We start from the raw sequence: 18,510 nt of genomic DNA, 5'->3' as shown, positions 1-18,510 counted from the left end.
GTTTCATTCAGGTATAAGGATATGCGGGATTTATTTGACCGTTCACCATGCCTGCTCAAGCATGATTACTAATGGAATTGCATATGCAACAAGGTTGGCTGACAGATTTTTTTCGTCAAAACGATAGTTTGATGGTGTTTGTCAACGTCTTGCTGCAGCAACTGGGCTTGCCTGTGCCAGCAGTACCGACCATGATGTTCAACGCCAGTCAGGCTACACAGTCCGGGCAATTGCTGGTTTTGCTGATGGCAGCGGTGGGGGCCTCCCTGATTGCCGACCTGATCTGGTACCAGGCCGGCAAGAAGTTTGGCTATAGCGTGTTGAAGTTTTTATGCAAGATGTCGATCAACCCCGGGTCTTGCGTTAACCAGACGGAAGCACGCTTTCATCGCTGGGGAGTATGGTCACTGGTGGTGGGTAAATTTATCCCGGGGTTTTCTACCGTGGCTCCACCAGTAGCTGGTGCTTTAGGTATGCCGCGTACGTCTTTCATGCTGGCTTCCGCCGCTGGTGCAGCTTTATGGGCAGGACTGGCCTTGCTGGCTGGCTTTGCCTTGCAGGCGCAAATTGAAGCTGGTTTGGTCTTTTTGTCGGCGCAGGGTATACGTATCGCTGCAATCTTCATTGCTCTGGTATTGAGCTGGCTGGCCTGGAAATTCTGGCAAAAGAAACGTTTTGAAAAACTCGCGTCCATCCCACATTTCAGTGCGACTGAAATGTCAGATACGCTGAAGACCAGCGCCCTGCCCCATATCATCGATTTGCGCAGTCCGGCGCTGATTGCAGAAACCGGCACCATACCCCATGCCATGGTCAGCGAGGTCAAGCAGGTTGGTAATGCTGCCCAACATTGGCCACAGCACGAAATGATTATCACCATCTGCGCCTGCCCTGGCGATGCAGGTGCAGTACATGCTGCGCATACCCTGAGACAGTTGGGGTTTAAAGATGTCAGGCCATTTTCAGGTGGTTTTGATGCATGGCAGGAATTGTCTGCCCAACATCCACACTTGCTGGTCAAGGCCTGAGCAGTTCATGCCTTTTGCAATAATGCTTGTAATCCCTTGACCAGATGATCAAAGGTAGTCCGGTAACGCTGGCTGGAGCGCAAGTCTTCATGCATGACTACCCATACTGGAAAGTCAATTTGGAACTCATGTGCCAGCACACGTTGCAGGTGGGTATGCTGCTGCGCCAAGCCAACCTGGCAAATACCGATGCCATAGCCTTTGCGTATGGCAGAAAATTGCACCAAGTCGCTATCTGCACGTAAGGAAAAATCAGCGCGCTGCACCTGCGGATAACGTTTTTGTAAAGCCCGTATATAGGGAAATTCACGGTCATAGCCGATCACGCTATGGTTTTTTAGCGCCATCAAATCAACTGGAATACCGTGGCGCGACAGATAATCAGTATGGGCAAAGTAGCCCAGGCTGATCGTACCAGCACGACGGGCGATCAATGCATCTTGCAAGGGTTCGGTCATGCGCACGGCAATGTCCGCATCACGCTTGAGCAAATCCTGAGTATGGTTGGATATCTGCAATTCTATGCTCAGTTCTGGATGAGTCTGCCGCAAGCCTGCCAGCAAGCCTGGCAATATCTCTACCCCCATGACTTCTGATGCGGTAACACGCACCGTGCCTCTTACCTCATTTGCTTCTGACGACACACTGCGCAGCAAGGCGCTTTCAGTTGCCCGCAAGCTTTCTGCATAAGGTTTCATGGCCAGCGCGGCGATGGTGGGTGACAGGCCGGACTGGTTACGTACAAACAAACTGGTGCCCAAGGCTTGCTCAAGAGCCTCAATGTGCCGCCCGACTGTCGGCTGGGTCAAACCCAAGGCACGGGCAGCGCCTGATAGCGACCCTTCTTCCAGCACCACAAGGGCAGTACGGTAGTAGTCCCAGTGGATATTTTTGTCATCCATACAGAAATGTATATCACCTATGCAGTTTTAGAGAATTGTATATAGCTTAGCAAAGATACACAATGACTACATCAACTACCCTTTAAAGGAGAATCAACATGAATCAGCAAGCAAAAAACAATACCCAGACCAATAAAGAAGCCAATAAACAAGCCCTGATATTGGGCGCAACTGGCGGCATAGGCGGTGAAGTCGCACGTTTGCTGATGCAACGCGGCTGGCAAGTGACTACCCTGCACCGCAATCCTGATCAAGTGAAGGATAAAACGGCAGCGCATATCTGGATGAAAGGTGATGTCATGGTGCAGGATGATGTGGTGCAGGCTGCTGCCGGAAAATCTGTCATCGTCCACGCAGTCAATCCACCTGGATACCGCGACTGGGAAAAGCTGGTGCTGCCTATGATAGAAAACACGATCGCCGCAGCCCAAGCCAGTGGCGCACGCATCCTGCTGCCAGGCACTGTTTATAATTTTGGCCCGGATGCTTTCCCGCTGATTGCAGAAAACGCTACACAGTTCCCTATCACCAAAAAAGGGAAAATCCGGGTAGAGATGGAACACCGTCTGCGTCTGGCTGCCAGCAAAGGCGTCAAATCTCTCATCGTCAGGGCTGGTGATTTCTTTGGTCCCAAGGCAGCCAACAACTGGTTTTCACAAGGGCTGGTCACACCGGGCAAACCTGTGAGTGTCGTGCGCTACCCTGGCAGTGCTGGCACTGGTCATCAATGGGCATACTTGCCTGACGTGGCGGAAACCATGGTTCGTTTGCTGGAGCGTGAAAAAGAACTGGATAATTTCGCCCGCTTCCATATGGAAGGCCACTGGGATCATGACGGCAAGCAAATGGTCGCTGCAATTGGCCGCGTGACTGCCCAGCCTGCATTGAAGGCAAGCTGGTTCCCGTGGCCTGTGTTCACTCTGCTGTCACCTTTCAAGCAAACTTTGAAGGAAATGCTGGAAATGCGTTACCTGTGGCGCACTGAAGTCAAGATGTCGAACCAGGCTTTGGTAGACTTTTTGGGTGAAGAACCACGTACACCTCTGGATGTGGCTGTTCGTTCCAGCCTGGCAGGCCTGGGCTGCATCAAACGTAACGCAAGCTACGAATCAGGTGTTCCAGATGCGCGGAATTTTGGCATCACACCCAATCACGACAGGGCGTAAATGCTGCCACACCAACTGCATCCAAAGCCGGGCAACTTCACTGGAGTTGCCCAGGTAGCGCGCAACAATGACGGACTTCATTTGCGTGACGCCACATAGGGCGTCCGCCTCACGCTCAGACAACAAGGCAGATGTTTGCTCACGCAAAGCCTGCAATTGTTCGCCAGACAGCATGGCACCAGAAGCCAGCACCATCGCCGACACTGATTTGCCATTCAAACCCAGTGGGCTTTGCATGGCAGAGCTGCCACCTTGCAAACTGCCCTGTTCATGCCAGATCATCTTATCTTCACGATAGATGCTGCAATGCTGTTTGATCCGGCCACTGTTATAGGTTTCGCCAGAGGCAGTGCGGCCAAAGCAAAAAATATCAGCCGCAATCAATCTAGCATCTGCGTCAAGGTGTATGGTCTGGTGCAAATCGACACAGGCATCGTCAAAAAAAATGGTTTCTTGCGGCAGCCATTCCAGCCTGGCACCTGCATCAAGTTTCAGATTGATATGTTGTGCGGATATGTAGCCATTACTGCGATACCATTTTGCCGCACCTGGTGTGGTTACCAGCGCATGGGTATCAGCCGCCAGCTTCACATCTATTTGCAACTGGTCGCCACCGACTACCCCGCCTGGAGGATGGATGATGATGGCATGGCAAACCTCATCCCCTTCAGGATACAAAGGTTTTTGCACACGCAAGGGGCCATTGTGCTTACGTTCCGTCAGACGCGTGACATCGCCATCCTTGCTAAAGCCCAGTTGCAGTCTGGCTTGCCAGTGTGATTTTGTGATACTCGAAGGTAGTGCCGGACTGCAGACATCCATATTCAGCTAGCGAGAGGTAAAGACTGCACTATACCGCCAGATGCCGCTTGACGTCATCACCGTCCATCAATTCCTGGCCGCCATAGGCCACCACTTCACCGCGCGACAGCACGACAAAATGATCTGCCAGTTCACGGGCGAAATCGAAATACTGCTCACACAGCAAGATGCCTATGTCGCCCCGCTCACGCAGCAGGCGGATGACGCGACCTATATCCTTGATGATGGATGGCTGTATGCCTTCAGTAGGTTCATCGAGGATGATGAGTTTGGGCTCGGCCAGCAGGGCGCGGGCAATGGCGAGCTGTTGCTGCTGGCCGCCAGATAAATCACCACCTCGCCTGTGCAGCATTTCTTTCAATACGGGGAAAAGCTGATATACCTCGTCCTTGATTTTTCCTGCCTTGCGTGCAGGCAGGCTGGCCATACCCATGAGCAGATTTTCTTCGACGGAGAGGCGCGCAAAAATCTCACGGCCTTGCGGCACATAGGCTATTCCTGCCCTGGCTCTGTCATGCGGCGAGAGTTTGTTGATGTCGCGGCCTTCGAAAGTGACAGTACCTTCAGTGACAGGCAATACGCCCATCAGGCATTTCAGCAAGCTGGTTTTACCAACGCCATTACGGCCCAGCAAGGCCATGCATTCACCTTTTTTCAGTGACAGTGAAATGCCACGCAAGGTGTGGCTGGAACCGTAATGCTGGTGTAAATGTTTGACTTCAAGCATGCTCAACCCTCATTCGTATCCCTTAGCGTCCAAGATAGACTTCAATGACGCGATCATCTGCCTGCACTTGCGCCATCGTGCCTTCTGCAAGTACAGATCCTTCATGCAATACCGTGACTTTGCCCTGCTGGGCAATTTCAGTGACGAAACCCATATCATGCTCGACCACCATGATGGAATGCTTGCCACGCAATTCATTGAGCAATTCAGCAGTGCGTGCAGTCTCTGCATCCGACATGCCAGCCACAGGCTCATCGAGCAAGATCAGTTGTGGTTCCTGTATCAGCAGCATGCCAATTTCCAGCCACTGCTTTTGGCCATGTGATAGTAAACCTGCCTGCCTTTGCTCTTGCTCATCCAAGCGTATCAATTGCAGGATGGCGGCTATCTTGTCTTTTTGTTCGCTGTTCAAACGGGCAAACAGGGTGGTCTTGACGCGCTTGTCCATTTTCATGGCCAGTTCAAGATTCTCAAATACGCTGTGCTGCTCGAACACTGTTGGTCGCTGGAATTTGCGGCCAATGCCGGCATGAGCGATATCCACTTCGCTCATGCGTGTCAGGTCCATGGTCTGGCCAAAAAATGCGGTGCCGGATGTGGGTCGGGTTTTGCCGGTGATCACATCCATCATCGTGGTTTTACCTGCACCATTTGGGCCGATAATGCAGCGCAGTTCACCAACAGAGATATCCAGGTTCAGATTATTGATGGCTTTGAAACCATCAAATGAAACCACAATATCTTCCAGGTAAAGAATAGCGCCATGGGTGGTATCCACGCCTTCCGGTTTGATACGTCCGTAAGATACACCCTGGTCCCCTGTAGCGCCCTCGTACTGCTGCCCTGGCCGCAAGACGCCACTCATCATATAAGAAGTCATGCTTGCTCCCGCTGTTTTTTGAATTTGCTCACCAAACCCAAGACACCCTGTTGCATGAACAAGGTCACCAGGATGAACAGCAGGCCCAAGGCATACAGCCACAAATCCGGGAAAGCCGCAGTGAACCAACTCTTCAAACCATTGACAGTAAATGCACCGATGATAGGACCCAGCAAAGTACCGCGCCCGCCTACTGCTGCCCAGATCACCATTTCTATGGAATTGGCTGGCGACATTTCAGACGGGTTGATAATACCTACCTGAGGTACATACAAGGCACCGGCAATGCCACAAAGTATGGCGGACAGTGTCCAGACAAACAGCTTGAACCACAAGGGGTTGTAACCGATGAACATCAGCCGCGATTCTGAATCTCGCACAGCCTGGAGAACGCGCCCCAACTTGGAAGTGACTATCCAGCGACACAGGAACAAAGCCGACAGCAAAATCACCAAGGTGATCAGGTACAGCGCGGCCTTGGTACCAGGAGCAGTGATCGTAAAACCTAGAATACGCTTGAAGTCGGTAAAGCCATTATTACCACCAAAGCCCGTGTTATTGCGGAAGAACAGCAGCATGAAGGCAAACGTCATGGCCTGGGTGATGATGGAAAAATACACACCTTTGATGCGGGAACGGAAGGCAAAGAAACCAAAAATAAAAGCCAGCACCCCAGGCACCAATACAACCAACGCCATGCAATACCAGAAGCTGTCGGTCATAGACCAATACCAGGGATAGGTTTTCCAATCAAGGAAGACCATGAAGTCAGGCAGGTTGCTTTGATAGACACCATCACGGCCAATAGCACGCATCAGATACATGCCATGTGCATAGGCTCCCAGCGCAAAGAATACCCCATGACCCAAAGATAAAATGCCGGTGTACCCCCAGACCAGATCAAGTGCCAGTGCTGCCAGGGCATAGCACATGAACTTGCCAACCAGGGCAATCGTGTAGCTGGAAATGTGCAGGGCATGTCCGGCAGGAAAACTCAGGTTAAGAATTGGTAACAGTACAGCAATCACTGCGCACACCAGTATGCCTGTCCATGCATGTCTGGAAAACATATCTTTGATTGTCGTCATACTTGAACTCATTCCACACTCCTGCCTTTGAGCGCAAACAAGCCTTGCGGTCTGCGTTGTATGAAAATGATGATGAATACTAGGATGACGATCTTGGCCATGACGGCACCTGCCACCGGTTCCAGGAATTTGTTTACTTCGCCCAGGCCAAAAGCCGCAATCACGGTGCCAGCCAACTGCCCTACCCCGCCCAGCACCACTACCATGAAAGAATCAACGATATAGTTTTGCCCCAGGTCAGGGCCGACATTACCTAATTGTGACAAGGCCACGCCACCGAGACCTGCAATGCCAGAACCTAGGCCAAAAGTCAGCATGTCTATCTTGCCGGTTGCGACACCTACGCAATCGGCCATGCGGCGATTCTGTGTCACGGCACGTACGAACAAGCCCAGGCGTGTCTTGTTCAATATGAGCCAAACTGCCAGTACGACAAACAGGGCAAAGAAGATAATGATAATGCGGTTATAAGACAACACCAGCGAACCCAACACAGTGATACCGCCCGACATCCAGGAAGGATTGGCGACCTCGACATTTTGCGCACCAAAAATCGAACGCACTGCCTGCATCAGTATCAAGCTGATGCCCCAGGTACATAACAGGGTTTCCAGCGGGCGACCATATAACCAGCGGATCACCGTTCTTTCCAGTAAAATACCAACCGCGGCAGAGACCAGAAAAGCGGCAGGCAGAGCCAGCAACAAATAGGCATCCACAGCACCAGGCATGAATTTGCGGAACAGCATCTGGCAAACATAGGTGGTGTAAGCACCTATCATCAGCAATTCGCCATGCGCCATATTGATAATACCCATCAGGCCAAAGGTGATTGCCAGACCGAGTGCAGCCAGCAACAGCACACTGCCCAGCGATACTCCGTAAAACAGATTGCCGACAAATTCCATGCGCGCCAGACGCCCATCGATGGCATTCAGAGTATTGGCTGCCTCCAAACGTATGCTGGCATCAGCTTCGTTGTAACTACCATCAGGATTTTGTGCCAGCATTTTTTGCAGCACAGGTTTTAAATTGGGGTTGGGACTATCCAGCAAAGCCTTGACTGCGGCCTTGCGCACTACCGGGTCACTGGCTTGCAAATTGGCGGTGGCAATCAGCATTTGCAGACGGGATTTGATTTCGCTGTCGTTTTCTTTCAGATAGGCTCTGTTCAGCAAGGGCAATTGCTCTGGCGTTGCTTCTTTTTCGAGCGCAGTTGCTGCGATGAGACGAGTATTCTTGTCCGGTGAAAATAATCTCAGGCCTGACAGTGCACTATCCAGTGCGGCACGCAGGCGGTTATTGATGGTGATTGCTTCTGCATCGTCCGGCAGCTTTTGCATTTTTCCAGTGCTGAGGTCCCTGGCCTGCTCACCATCGACAAGATAGACAGCAACATCCTTGGCAAACAAAGTTTCATTTTTCAGTGCGGTCAATACTTCCACCGCCTCTTCATTACCCTGGGCCGCGATGGAGTTGACGGCGGTAATACGCGCATCAGGATCATCACCCGCCAAAGCCTGCAAGAGCTTGCCATCGATAGCCGCTTGCGCTGTCAGGCTGAACACGAACAAGACTATGCTCACGCAAATTTTACGAAATATCATAGGCAACCAGGTCAGGAATGGGAAATCCGGAACAGCACTCAGGACGTCGTCATAGAAGTCCTGAGTGTCTGCATCACTGCTTAAATATAACTTCTTGAATTACAGCTTCTGCTTGCCTTCATTGCCAGGGATGTAAGGGCTCCAAGGTTGCGCACGGATAGGTGTCTTGGTTTTGTAGACTACGCTAAACTGACCGTCAGCCTTGATCTCACCAATCATGACTGGCTTGTGCAAGTGGTGATTGGTTTTATCCATCGTCAATTCAAAACCGGATGGTGACTTGAAAGTCTGCCCGCCCATGGCGGCAATGACTTTGTCAGTATCTGTGGATTTGGCTTTTTCAACGGCCTGCTTCCACATATACATACCTACATAAGTCGCTTCCATTGGATCGTTAGTCACAACTGTTGCGGCATTAGGCAGTTTTTTGGCGGCTGCATAATCTTTCCATTTTTTGATGAATTCAGTATTCACCGGATTTTTTACAGACTGGAAGTAATTCCATGCAGCCAGATGGCCGACCAGCGGTTTAGTATCGACACCGCGCAATTCTTCTTCACCGACAGAGAATGCAACGACAGGCACATCCGTTGCCTTCAAGCCAGCATTGCCGAGCTCTTTATAGAACGGGACGTTGGAATCGCCATTGATAGTGGAGATGACCGCTGTTTTGCCGCCCGCGGCAAATTTCTTTATATTGGCAACGATGGTCTGGTAATCGGAGTGGCCAAATGGGGTATACACTTCATCAATGTCCGTATCCTTGACACCTTTGCTATGCAAGAAGGCGCGCAGGATTTTATTGGTGGTACGTGGATACACATAGTCAGTTCCCAGCAAGACAAAGCGCTTGGCACCGCCCCCCTCTTTCGACATCAGGTATTCAGTGGCTGGGATAGCTTGCTGGTTAGGCGCAGCGCCTGTGTAGAAAACGTTTTTCTCCAACTCTTCACCTTCATACTGTACCGGGTAGAACAGCAGGCTATTGAGTTCCTTGAAGACTGGCAATACGGATTTGCGCGATACCGATGTCCAGCAACCAAACACGACGGATACTTTGTCTTGAGATACCAGTTGGCGGGCTTTCTCTGCAAAAAGCGGCCAGTTGGAGGCCGGATCAACGATCACCGCTTCCAGTTTTTTGCCCATGACACCGCCCTTGGCATTGATTTCATCTATCGTCATCAAGGCCACATCTTTGAGCGATGTCTCCGAGATTGCCATAGTGCCAGACAGGGAATGCAGAATGCCGACCTTGATGGTATCGGCGGCCTGTGCCTGCGTAAGCCAGCCAGAAGCGGCCAAAGTCATTGCGGCGACAGCAGTTGCTTTCAAAACAGTACGACGTGACATGTTTTCTCCTGATAGTGGTGAGGTCATTGAACTGAAAAACCGAACTTCCACCAAGGCAGATAGCAGATAACGTGCCAACTGTAAAAAACAAAAAAAGAATCCTCAATTTCACTAACTAAATAGTTGCAATTTTGGTGTGGATAGATGCACGCAACATCGTCAATGACTTCAATGAGATAAATTTACCAACTATTCCAGTGCATGCAACAGACAAACACATCAGGAAAAATTGACAAAAATGATGCAAAACGATCCTATAAATGTACCAACTTCACTTTTCAGTGCATCTTCGCGCTTAAATTGTGCGAAAAAATCAAATCATCACCTGCTGCATGGCTTTGCTTGCCGTCTGAATAAAAAACAAGGTCCGATTTCAAAACATATCAAAAAGCAACAATTTATCAAAAAAATAATTTATTTGGATATCACCTAAGCCGATGTTTTATTGGGTTTAATTTATGAATCCCTAGCAAAAAATGCGCAATTTTCAGACTATTCGCCATATGCAGAGCTAAAACATATAAAGCCTTTTTGAAAAAAATAGCACTTTATATACTTGTTGCTCTAATATGTAGTCATAAGGGAATTTAAAAAAAACAATATTTCTATTGATTTTTTCCTAATGGTGGTCATGGTGAATCAATTTGATGAATTCAGTGTTGTGCCAGCAGTCACCACTACTCCTCTGCCTGCTTCAGCCATCGGCATCTCCACGGATGCCAGACTGCAATACCTGTTCGACAATACTCCCGCAATCATCTACAGCAGTGTACCCACGGGTGATTTCAAAATGACTTTCGTGAGTAACAATGCCTTGCATGTACTTGGCTACCATCCTGACGAAATGGTTGCTGACCCCAATTTCTGGTTTGAGCATATACACCCCAGTGATGTACCCGAGATTTTCTCCAGCATTGCCAAATTGTTTACCGAGGGTGAAAGAGCCTACGAATATCGCTTCATGAGCCGTAGCGGCCAGTATGTTTGGATGCATGACATGCTCAGGTTGATACGCGACAAGGATGGCAATCCTGTTGAAGTTGTGGGTTCATTGACCGACATCACCAAACGCAAGGAGATGGAAGCAGCCCTGTTCAAGAAAGGTGAAGAACAACATCTTTTAATCAAAAAGCTTCAAGAAGCCCACGAACAGTTATTGCAATCAGAAAAAATGGCTTCGGTTGGCCAACTGGCCGCTGGTATTGCGCACGAAATTAATAACCCCATAGGTTTTATCAATTCAAATATCGGCAGTTTGCAAAACTATGTAGAAAAATTATTTGAAGTCATTAATCAGTATGAAGATTTGATACAGCACCAGTCCCCACCAGCTGCGGTCAGCAAAATGGATGAGTTAAAAGAAAAGGCGGATCTGGAATTTTTAAAGGAAGACATACAGGATCTGGTGCGCGAATCCATGGATGGGCTCAAACGCGTGAAAGAGATCGTGCAGTCTTTGAAGGATTTTTCCCACGTCGGTGAAACAGACTGGCAGGAAGCCGATTTGCACCAGGGAATAGACAGCACCCTCAACATCGTCAAAAATGAAATTAAGTACAAAGCCAACGTCGTTAAAGAATATGGTCAGGTACCACTGGTGAAATGTATTATTTCCCAGGTCAATCAGGTAGTCATGAACTTGTTGGTGAATGCCTCACATGCCATCAAAGAAAACGGCATGATCAAAATCAGTACAGGGTGCGAGAAAGACATGGCATGGATCAGGGTATTAGATACTGGCTCCGGCATCCCACAAGAAAATCTGAATCGCATCTTCGAACCCTTTTTTACCACTAAACCCATAGGTAGTGGCACTGGCCTGGGTTTATCACTTTCCTACGGCATCATCAAAAAACATGGCGGACGCATAGACGTACAAAGTGTCGTAGGAAAAGGGACTTGCTTCACCGTCTGGTTACCTTTGTATCAGACAAAAGCATCGACTGAGTCATGATACTGCTCTCCATTAGTCAGTCTGCAGCATCGCATACAGCTTATTGAAGACCATATTGAAGAACAGACAGGGCTATCGCCATGAATACGGTAGAACAAGACAGTATCGATATAGAAGCTGAGCTTAATTTCGCCATTGATACCAGTGCATTGCATTTGCACTATCAACCTACGGTCGATTTGCAGACAGGGCTTGTGGTTGGAGCAGAAGCATTGCTACGCTGGCAGCATCCCATCCATGGCAGGATCCCGCCTGCAGTACTGATCCCGGTTGCCGAAAAATCTGATCTCATCGTGCGCCTGGGCGAATGGATAATCAAGCAGGTGTGTAAAGATATCGCACATTGGAATATGGCAGGACTGACTCCGCCCTGTATTGCCATTAATATCTCTCCCATACAATTGCAAAGCAATGACTTTAACAATCGACTATCTGGAATACTGGAAAGTATGACTGTCACTCCAGATAAAGTATCACTGGAAATAACGGAACAAATACTGATGTACCGTAGTGATAGCATAGACAAAGCATTCAGCGATTTCAAAAAACAAGGGTTTATTCTGGCCCTGGATGATTTTGGCACCGGCTATTCTGCCCTGAGCTATCTGAAGCATTACCCGTTTGACTATGTCAAGATCGATCAATCTTTTGTTCAGGAGTTACCGCACAATCTTGATGACGCATCCATTACCAGGGCAGTAATATCCATGGCGCACAGTCTGGGTATCAAAGTCATTGCTGAAGGAGTCGAGACTGAAGCCCAATGCAAATTCCTGAGCGATAATATGTGTGACCAGATACAAGGGCATTTCTTCGCCAAGCCCCTGAGCTCAGAGCACATGCAACTTTTCCTGCAAGAGAAACCCTTTCTGGACAAGCATCTGCTACGTTTGGGTAAACCTGACCGTACCCTGCTCCTTGTCGATGATGAACCTAATATACTGAGTGCCCTCAAGCGCCTGTTACGCAGAGATGAATACCGCATTCTAACCGCAGGCAGTGGTCATGAAGGTTTGGAAATTCTGGAAAAAAACCGGGTCGATGTCATTATTTCTGATCAAAGAATGCCCATCATGACAGGCGTTGATTTTTTACGCGGTGCCAAACAAAAATATCCCGATACTATCCGTATCATTCTTTCCGGCTATACCGAACTTCAATACATCACTGACGCTATCAACGAAGGTGCAATCTTTAAATTTCTGACCAAACCCTGGGATGACGAGCAAATACGTGCAAATATACGGGAAGCGTTTCATTACAAGGAAATGGAAGATGAAAATCGGCGGTTGACCTTACAAGTTCAAACAACCAACCAGGAATTGATCAGGACCAACAAACTACTGGCTGAAATGCTGGAACAAAAACAAAAGCAAATCAGTCGCGATGAACTCAGCTTGAGCATAGTACGCGAAGTTTTGCAATATGTACCCTTGCCCATTATTGCAGTCGATGATGAAGATATGGTGGTGTTTATCAATAGCTCGGCAGAAAAAATCATCCCGCCATCGAGGCTGGAGCTTGGATGTCAGATCGATGACATGATACCCGATGCAGGTCCGGGAATACGCGAATTTTCTGAAGGGCTATGGTTTCCCGTCAAGGTGCATGGGCAGCTCTACAATGCGCAATGGAAAAACCTGGGGGCGGCGCAAAAATCAACTGGGAAAATTGTCATGCTCATTGATGACCGTCAACGCCACTAAAATTCAGTAAAATTCAGGATATTCAATATACAAGGCTTATTACAATACTTCGGAGTCCGGGTAAAATAATGAATAAAGAGTATTCCCTGTCAGAGAAGAATGATTTGCCTGCACCTGTGGCAGTAGCCGCTGATGCTCAAATGCATGTTTCCCACACAGAGCAAAAGAAGATAGAAACTGACCCTCCTTTGCTCAACAAAATGGGAATAGAGCTCGCCCAGTTCCTGGACAGCAGCCCCGTGCCAACTTTTGTCATTGACTCTGATCATGTCATTACCCATTGGAACAAGGCTTGCGAATTTGTACTTGGTTATTCCGCAGCCAGCATGGTAGCAACCCGCAATCAATGGAAGCCTTTTTACCGCGATAGTCGTCCTGTGCTAGCGGACCTGGTTTTGTCAGGGCATGACGATATTGTAGTTCACAAGTTTTACCACAATAAATTTTCTCAATCTCAATTGATACGTGGAGCTTACGAAGCCATAGATTTTTTTCCCGACTTGCATGAACATGGCTTATGGCTGCACTTTACAGCTGCCCCGCTCTACAATAACGAAGGGGAAATTGTAGGCGCCATAGAGACCCTGGAAGACATTACCGAACGTTGTGACGCAGAAAATGCCCTGCGCCAGGCGCATAGCAATTTGGAAAACCTGGTCAAGAAACGCACCTTACAACTGGCAGAAACAAATAACAAGCTCGAAGCTGATATCAAACAAAGAGAATCAGTAGAAAACGAGCTGGTGCGCAGGAATACTGAACTCACTGAACTCAATGCCAAGTTATCCATGGCACAAGAGCAGTTACTGCAATCAGAAAAACTGGCCTCGATAGGCCAGCTTGCTGCAGGTGTGGCACATGAAATCAATAATCCCATAGGCTACATTTTTTCCAATTTTGCGACTCTTGAAAATTATATTAAAGACTTGTTTTCCATCATCCAGGTCTATGAGGCATCTGAGCAGCAAATCGGCTCTGCAACTATCAAGAATGAACTTACGGCCATCAAGGAAGAAAAGGAATTGTCTTTTCTCAAGGAAGATATTCCTGAGCTGGTTCAGCAATCGCGTGAAGGCATAGAGAGAGTACGCAAAATAGTGCAGGACCTGAAAGACTTTTCCCGGATCGATTCACAGCAGGAATGGCATTGGGCCAATCTCCATCAGGGCATAGATTCCACCCTCAATATCGTCAACAATGAAATCAAGTACAAGGCAGATGTCATCAAGGAATACGGTAAGATTCCTGATATTGAATGCTTGGCCTCGCAAATCAACCAGGTCATCATGAATCTGGTGGTCAATGCCTCTCACGCCATCATTGCCGAGCGCGGTAAAATCACAGTACGCACAAGTTGTGATGATACCCACGTGTTTATTGAAGTTGCAGATAACGGCAGTGGTATCCCAAAAGAGATTATCAACCGGATTTTCGATCCTTTCTTCACGACCAAATCAATAGGCAAAGGCACAGGCTTGGGACTTTCACTATCTTATGGCATCATACAAAAACACCACGGCAAAATCACAGTAAATAGTGAAGTTGGTAAAGGAACCAGTTTCCTCATCAGCTTACCCGTCAAGCACATAAAGCAATCCCAAGAGGATGGCGGTGACAATCAATGAGCACAGAGTCAGTACCAGAAGTGATGCCTGTATTGCTCTTCGTTGACGACGAGCCGAACATCCTTTCATCTCTGCGCAGACTCTTTAGGCAACACTCTTACAAAATACTCATCGCAAATGGTGGCCAGGAAGGCCTGGAGATACTGGAAAAAGAGACCATTGACCTGGTTATTTCCGACATGCGCATGCCAGTCATGGACGGCGCAATATTTTTGACGCATGTGAAAGCCAGATGGCCAGATACCATACGTCTGTTATTGACAGGCTATGCCGACATACAATCGACGATTGATGCCATCAACCGAGGAGAAATCTACCGCTATATTACCAAACCCTGGAACGACAATGACATTTTACTGGTTGTCAAACAGGCGCTGGAGCGAAAATCACTGGAGATAGAGAAAAAACGACTGGAAGAATTGACCCAGCGTCAGAACGAAGAACTTAAATCTCTGAATGCCAGCCTCGAAATCAAGGTGAATGAACGCACCGCAGACCTGAAAAAAGCCCATGCGTCCCTGTTACATGCCAACGATAAATTAAAAAGCAATTTCCTGACATCGATCAAGGTTTTTTCCAATGTCGTCGAAATGCGCGGGGATAAACTGGTGGGGCATTCACGGCGTGTCGCCGATTTGTCCAGGAAAATCGCAAAAAAACTTAATCTGGATACACGCGAGGCGCAAGAAATCTTTGTCGCGGCTTTGTTGGCCGACATAGGTAAAATAGGTTTCTCAGATGAATTATTAGCAACGCCAGTCAATCAAATGAATGGTGAGCAATTGGGGCATTTTCATAAACATACCCTGCGCGCAGAACAATTATTGATGCCGCTGCAAGATTTACAAGGCGCGGCAAAAATCATACGTGCGCAGCATGAACGCTTTGATGGCAGAGGCTTCCCTGATGGCCTGGTCGGTGAAAATATTCCCATAGGAGCACGCATATTGTCACTGGCAAGCGATTATGACAATCTGCAAAACGGTAGCTTGGTTCAAAAACGCGTGTACATGGAAGATGCACAGGCTTTGATCATACGTGGCGCTGGCAACCGTTATGATGAAAAGGTCGTTGCTGCTTTTAAGCAAATCATCAGTAATCAGGCCGAAGAAATTGACGATAAAGAAATTGCCATAACCCACTTGCAACCTGGCATGATACTTTCAACTGACCTTATTTCCAAAGAAGGTATGCTGCTTCTGCCTGCCGACTATGTTCTGGATCAGCACGTCATCGACAAATTGGCATTGTTCGAGAACCCCGCTGGTACTAAATTAATCATACGTGTACACAGTAACAGGAGAAAATAATGTATAAAATATTATTGCTCGACGACGAACAAAATGTTTTGCTTGCGCTGCAAAGAAGCTTGAAAAGCGTCGCAAAAGAGATGGAAATGACGATGGAATTGTTTAATTCCCCTCAGGAAGCGATAAAACGCCTCAGCAATACAGCTTTTGACTTTATCATCTCTGATTACCATATGCCGGGCATGAACGGCATACAGTTCTTGTCCATTGCCAAAGAAATGCAGCCCCATGCAATACGCCTCATGCTCAGCGCCTCTGCCGAATTCAAGACCATACTGGGTGCCATCAATGATGCAGAAGTGTTTCGCTACATAGCAAAACCCTGGAATCAGGACGAATTACTGGAAACCATACAACTGGCAGCAACACGTCGCCAGCAAATCATGGAAGACCAAACACTGGCAGACGAATTGCGCCTGCAACGTGGCGTGATAACCCCGCAGGAACATGAGTTGAAGAGACTGGAAGAAACCGAGCCAGGAATTACCAAGGTAAAATGGGGGCCGGATGGCTCGGTATTACTGGATTAATTCAAGCTTCATTTCATCGCAGAGATGACATAGGCTATTTGAGCATCCCTTTGGATTTTCCTCCTTTGAATTTTCTGTACATCTGCAGATTTACAGGGCTTTAACCGGGATACACAACAAACAAGAAAACATTCCTGTCTGTGGGTCCAAAGCAGAATTCGGCAAAAACTGCTCAAAACAGGGCCTGTCATCACATTGCATGCCACTGGCTGGCAAGTATTCGCGCATCAACTCCATCCATGCATCATTCACAGCCGTCATAGGCCCATTGAATGTGGCAACTGCATAAGCACCACCTGGCAGTGTTTTGATATTTGCCTGGGTACCTGCCACGAAATTCTCTGAGATAGTGACACAGGCATCATAGCGACATTTGTTAGCAGTCGTAACGCCAGGGTCATCATGGCCTATGCCATAGCAGATTTGATCCTGCAAGCCATGAACTTGCATCCATGGCGCCACTTTACTACGCCAGAACTCTGTGACACCAGCTCCATAAGGACCTATATAACGTTGATAAGCGACTCGTACTACAGGTAATTGAACAATATTTACTTCCATAAGATACTTTCGAAGTGGTTGATGAGAGCCACCATCTTCGCAAATACCGCTCACGTTTACCTGATCAGGATTGCTGAGTATCTGATTCAGATTGCTGTCTTGCTTTGCCCGCTTTTCGTAAGCAGCACGCACCAGCGTCAGCCTGCGCTCATCACGACTGGTACGCCATTGACTTGGAGTAGAGTCAAAACGGATCTTGAATGCGCGGGCGAATGCTTCGCCAGAAGCAAAGCCGCATGCCAGTGCAATATCCAGTATTGATGCCTGCAGATCACAGGACAAACGCCAGGCCGCAGTTTCCAGGCGTCGCCGACGGAGGTAATCACCCAGCGTTTCTCCCATCCACGCCGCAAACATTCTATGGAAATGAAAGCGCGAAAAATGCGCTATTTCGGCCAGTTGTTCTAGTTCCAGGTAAGCATCCAGATGCTGGTCTATATGATCAAGAACACGGTTCAGGCGTCTGGCGTATTCGGCCTGATGAACATGGGCGTTAACCCTGGAATTGGTTTGAGATAGTGATGCAGGGAATGCGTTCATGCTTTGGTTTCTGACGTAAACCGTAGAATATCGTTGACGACTTCATCTGCTTTCGTCTGCAATAAAAAATGGGGAGCATCATATTTGCATGTTTCCATTTCATGCAATTTCCTTTTGATGTCTGCGTGGGCAGATGCTGGCACCAGCCTGTCCCTTGTAGCTTGCAGATAAAGTACCGGCACTTGGATGGCTTTGAGTTTTTCTGTGACATCGCAACTCAGTACTGCATACAGGCGCGCCTTCAAACTGATGGGACTGACCTGTACCAACGCGTCTGCCAGCTGCGTGCGCAATTCTTTGCTGGAAAAGCGCCCCAACAGCAAATAGCTGAGTACACTCAAAGGTGCCAGCCTGGTTGGTAAAAAAGGCAACGCATATCTGGAAACTGCCAGCCAAGGATAAGGATTTCGTGCAAACGTCGCGCACAATATCAAGGCTTTCAGGCGTACTGGCTGAGTCGCAGCGATGGAAATAGCGATAGGACCTGAGAACGATTCACCCAACAAGACATAGTCTTCATCCATCGGCAACTGACTCTTGACCAGTGCTTCCAAGTCTGCATAGCCCATTGTCTGATCTACAGGGTACGTCATTACAAGTAACTTGCATTTGCCATTCAATGCCTGATGCAAAGGTTCATAGAGTGTGCCTGTACCATCCATGCCAGGCAAGAGAATGAGTGTCGTCATGCTGGTAATGATAGCAGGCATG

General features: G+C 48.2%; 17 protein-coding genes. 8 read left to right on the top strand and 9 right to left on the bottom strand.

The window, feature by feature from the left end; genetic code table 11:
* Positions 1-83: 83 nt before the first annotated feature.
* The gene (locus H8L47_RS00170; protein WP_186951230.1) at positions 84-1,028 is read left to right on the top strand and encodes a VTT domain-containing protein; all 945 of its coding nucleotides are present in this window, start codon (positions 84-86) and stop codon (positions 1,026-1,028) included.
* 5 nt (positions 1,029-1,033) lie between these two features.
* Here H8L47_RS00170 and H8L47_RS00165 read toward each other — a convergent pair whose 3' ends face one another.
* Complete coding sequence (locus tag H8L47_RS00165; protein ID WP_186951229.1) at positions 1,034-1,930, bottom strand: LysR family transcriptional regulator; 897 nt, start codon at positions 1,928-1,930, stop codon at positions 1,034-1,036.
* A gap of 98 nt (positions 1,931-2,028) precedes the next feature.
* Between H8L47_RS00165 and H8L47_RS00160 the strand changes: the two genes are divergently transcribed.
* Positions 2,029-3,096, top strand: coding sequence for an NAD(P)H-binding protein (locus tag H8L47_RS00160; RefSeq protein WP_186951228.1), 1,068 nt, complete (start codon positions 2,029-2,031; stop codon positions 3,094-3,096).
* Here the strand turns inward: H8L47_RS00160 and H8L47_RS00155 are convergent.
* From H8L47_RS00155 to urtA, 6 genes are all read right to left on the bottom strand, one after another.
* Positions 3,040-3,918 carry an urease accessory protein UreD gene (locus tag H8L47_RS00155; RefSeq protein ID WP_186951227.1) on the bottom strand — a complete coding sequence of 293 codons (879 nt, stop codon included), beginning with the start codon at positions 3,916-3,918 and terminating at the stop codon, positions 3,040-3,042. The two genes, H8L47_RS00160 and H8L47_RS00155, sit on opposite strands and share 57 nt — an antisense overlap.
* Positions 3,919-3,946: 28 nt before the next feature.
* On the bottom strand, positions 3,947-4,645 hold the full coding sequence (urtE, locus tag H8L47_RS00150) for an urea ABC transporter ATP-binding subunit UrtE (protein ID WP_186951226.1): 699 nt from the start codon (positions 4,643-4,645) through the stop codon (positions 3,947-3,949).
* Between the two features lie 22 nt (positions 4,646-4,667).
* A complete protein-coding gene (gene urtD, locus H8L47_RS00145) occupies positions 4,668-5,510 on the bottom strand; it encodes an urea ABC transporter ATP-binding protein UrtD (protein ID WP_222616388.1) in 843 nt (280 codons plus the stop codon).
* A gap of 11 nt (positions 5,511-5,521) precedes the next feature.
* The gene (gene urtC / locus H8L47_RS00140) at positions 5,522-6,613 is read right to left on the bottom strand and encodes an urea ABC transporter permease subunit UrtC (protein ID WP_186951225.1); all 1,092 of its coding nucleotides are present in this window, start codon (positions 6,611-6,613) and stop codon (positions 5,522-5,524) included.
* A gap of 8 nt (positions 6,614-6,621) precedes the next feature.
* Entirely contained in the window at positions 6,622-8,220 is a 1,599-nt protein-coding gene (gene urtB / locus H8L47_RS00135) for an urea ABC transporter permease subunit UrtB (RefSeq protein ID WP_186951224.1), read from the bottom strand.
* A 99-nt stretch (positions 8,221-8,319) separates the two neighbouring features.
* On the bottom strand, positions 8,320-9,573 hold the full coding sequence (gene urtA, locus H8L47_RS00130; RefSeq protein WP_186951223.1) for an urea ABC transporter substrate-binding protein: 1,254 nt from the start codon (positions 9,571-9,573) through the stop codon (positions 8,320-8,322).
* A gap of 238 nt (positions 9,574-9,811) precedes the next feature.
* On the opposite strand from urtA, the gene H8L47_RS00125 reads away from it, so the two are divergent.
* From H8L47_RS00125 to H8L47_RS00100, 6 genes are all read left to right on the top strand, one after another.
* Positions 9,812-10,006, top strand: a complete 195-nt coding sequence (locus H8L47_RS00125) for a hypothetical protein (RefSeq protein ID WP_186951222.1) — start codon at positions 9,812-9,814, stop codon at positions 10,004-10,006.
* A gap of 198 nt (positions 10,007-10,204) precedes the next feature.
* Positions 10,205-11,527, top strand: a complete 1,323-nt coding sequence (locus H8L47_RS00120; RefSeq protein WP_186951221.1) for an ATP-binding protein — start codon at positions 10,205-10,207, stop codon at positions 11,525-11,527.
* An 80-nt stretch (positions 11,528-11,607) separates the two neighbouring features.
* Positions 11,608-13,233 carry an EAL domain-containing protein gene (locus tag H8L47_RS00115; protein ID WP_186951220.1) on the top strand — a complete coding sequence of 542 codons (1,626 nt, stop codon included), beginning with the start codon at positions 11,608-11,610 and terminating at the stop codon, positions 13,231-13,233.
* Positions 13,234-13,301: 68 nt separating this feature from the next.
* Entirely contained in the window at positions 13,302-14,858 is a 1,557-nt protein-coding gene (locus H8L47_RS00110; protein WP_230413529.1) for an ATP-binding protein, read from the top strand.
* Positions 14,855-16,168: an HD domain-containing phosphohydrolase gene (locus H8L47_RS00105; RefSeq protein WP_186951219.1), complete on the top strand. Its 1,314-nt coding sequence runs from the start codon at positions 14,855-14,857 to the stop codon at positions 16,166-16,168. The genes H8L47_RS00110 and H8L47_RS00105 overlap by 4 nt, the downstream gene beginning before the upstream one ends.
* Positions 16,168-16,698 carry a response regulator gene (locus H8L47_RS00100; RefSeq protein WP_186951218.1) on the top strand — a complete coding sequence of 177 codons (531 nt, stop codon included), beginning with the start codon at positions 16,168-16,170 and terminating at the stop codon, positions 16,696-16,698. The genes H8L47_RS00105 and H8L47_RS00100 overlap by 1 nt, the downstream gene beginning before the upstream one ends.
* A 90-nt stretch (positions 16,699-16,788) precedes the next feature.
* Here H8L47_RS00100 and H8L47_RS00095 read toward each other — a convergent pair whose 3' ends face one another.
* A complete protein-coding gene (locus H8L47_RS00095) occupies positions 16,789-17,799 on the bottom strand; it encodes an AraC family transcriptional regulator (protein WP_186951217.1) in 1,011 nt (336 codons plus the stop codon).
* A complete protein-coding gene (locus tag H8L47_RS00090) occupies positions 17,796-18,509 on the bottom strand; it encodes an alpha/beta fold hydrolase (protein ID WP_222616354.1) in 714 nt (237 codons plus the stop codon). The genes H8L47_RS00095 and H8L47_RS00090 overlap by 4 nt, the downstream gene beginning before the upstream one ends.
* Position 18,510: the final 1 nt, after the last annotated feature.

Source organism: Undibacterium umbellatum (assembly GCF_014284125.1).
GTDB classification, from domain to species: Bacteria; Pseudomonadota; Gammaproteobacteria; order Burkholderiales; family Burkholderiaceae_D; genus Undibacterium; species Undibacterium umbellatum.
The sequence above is the reverse complement of the archived record's forward strand: the minus strand, read 5'-3'. Positions and strand labels throughout refer to the sequence as shown.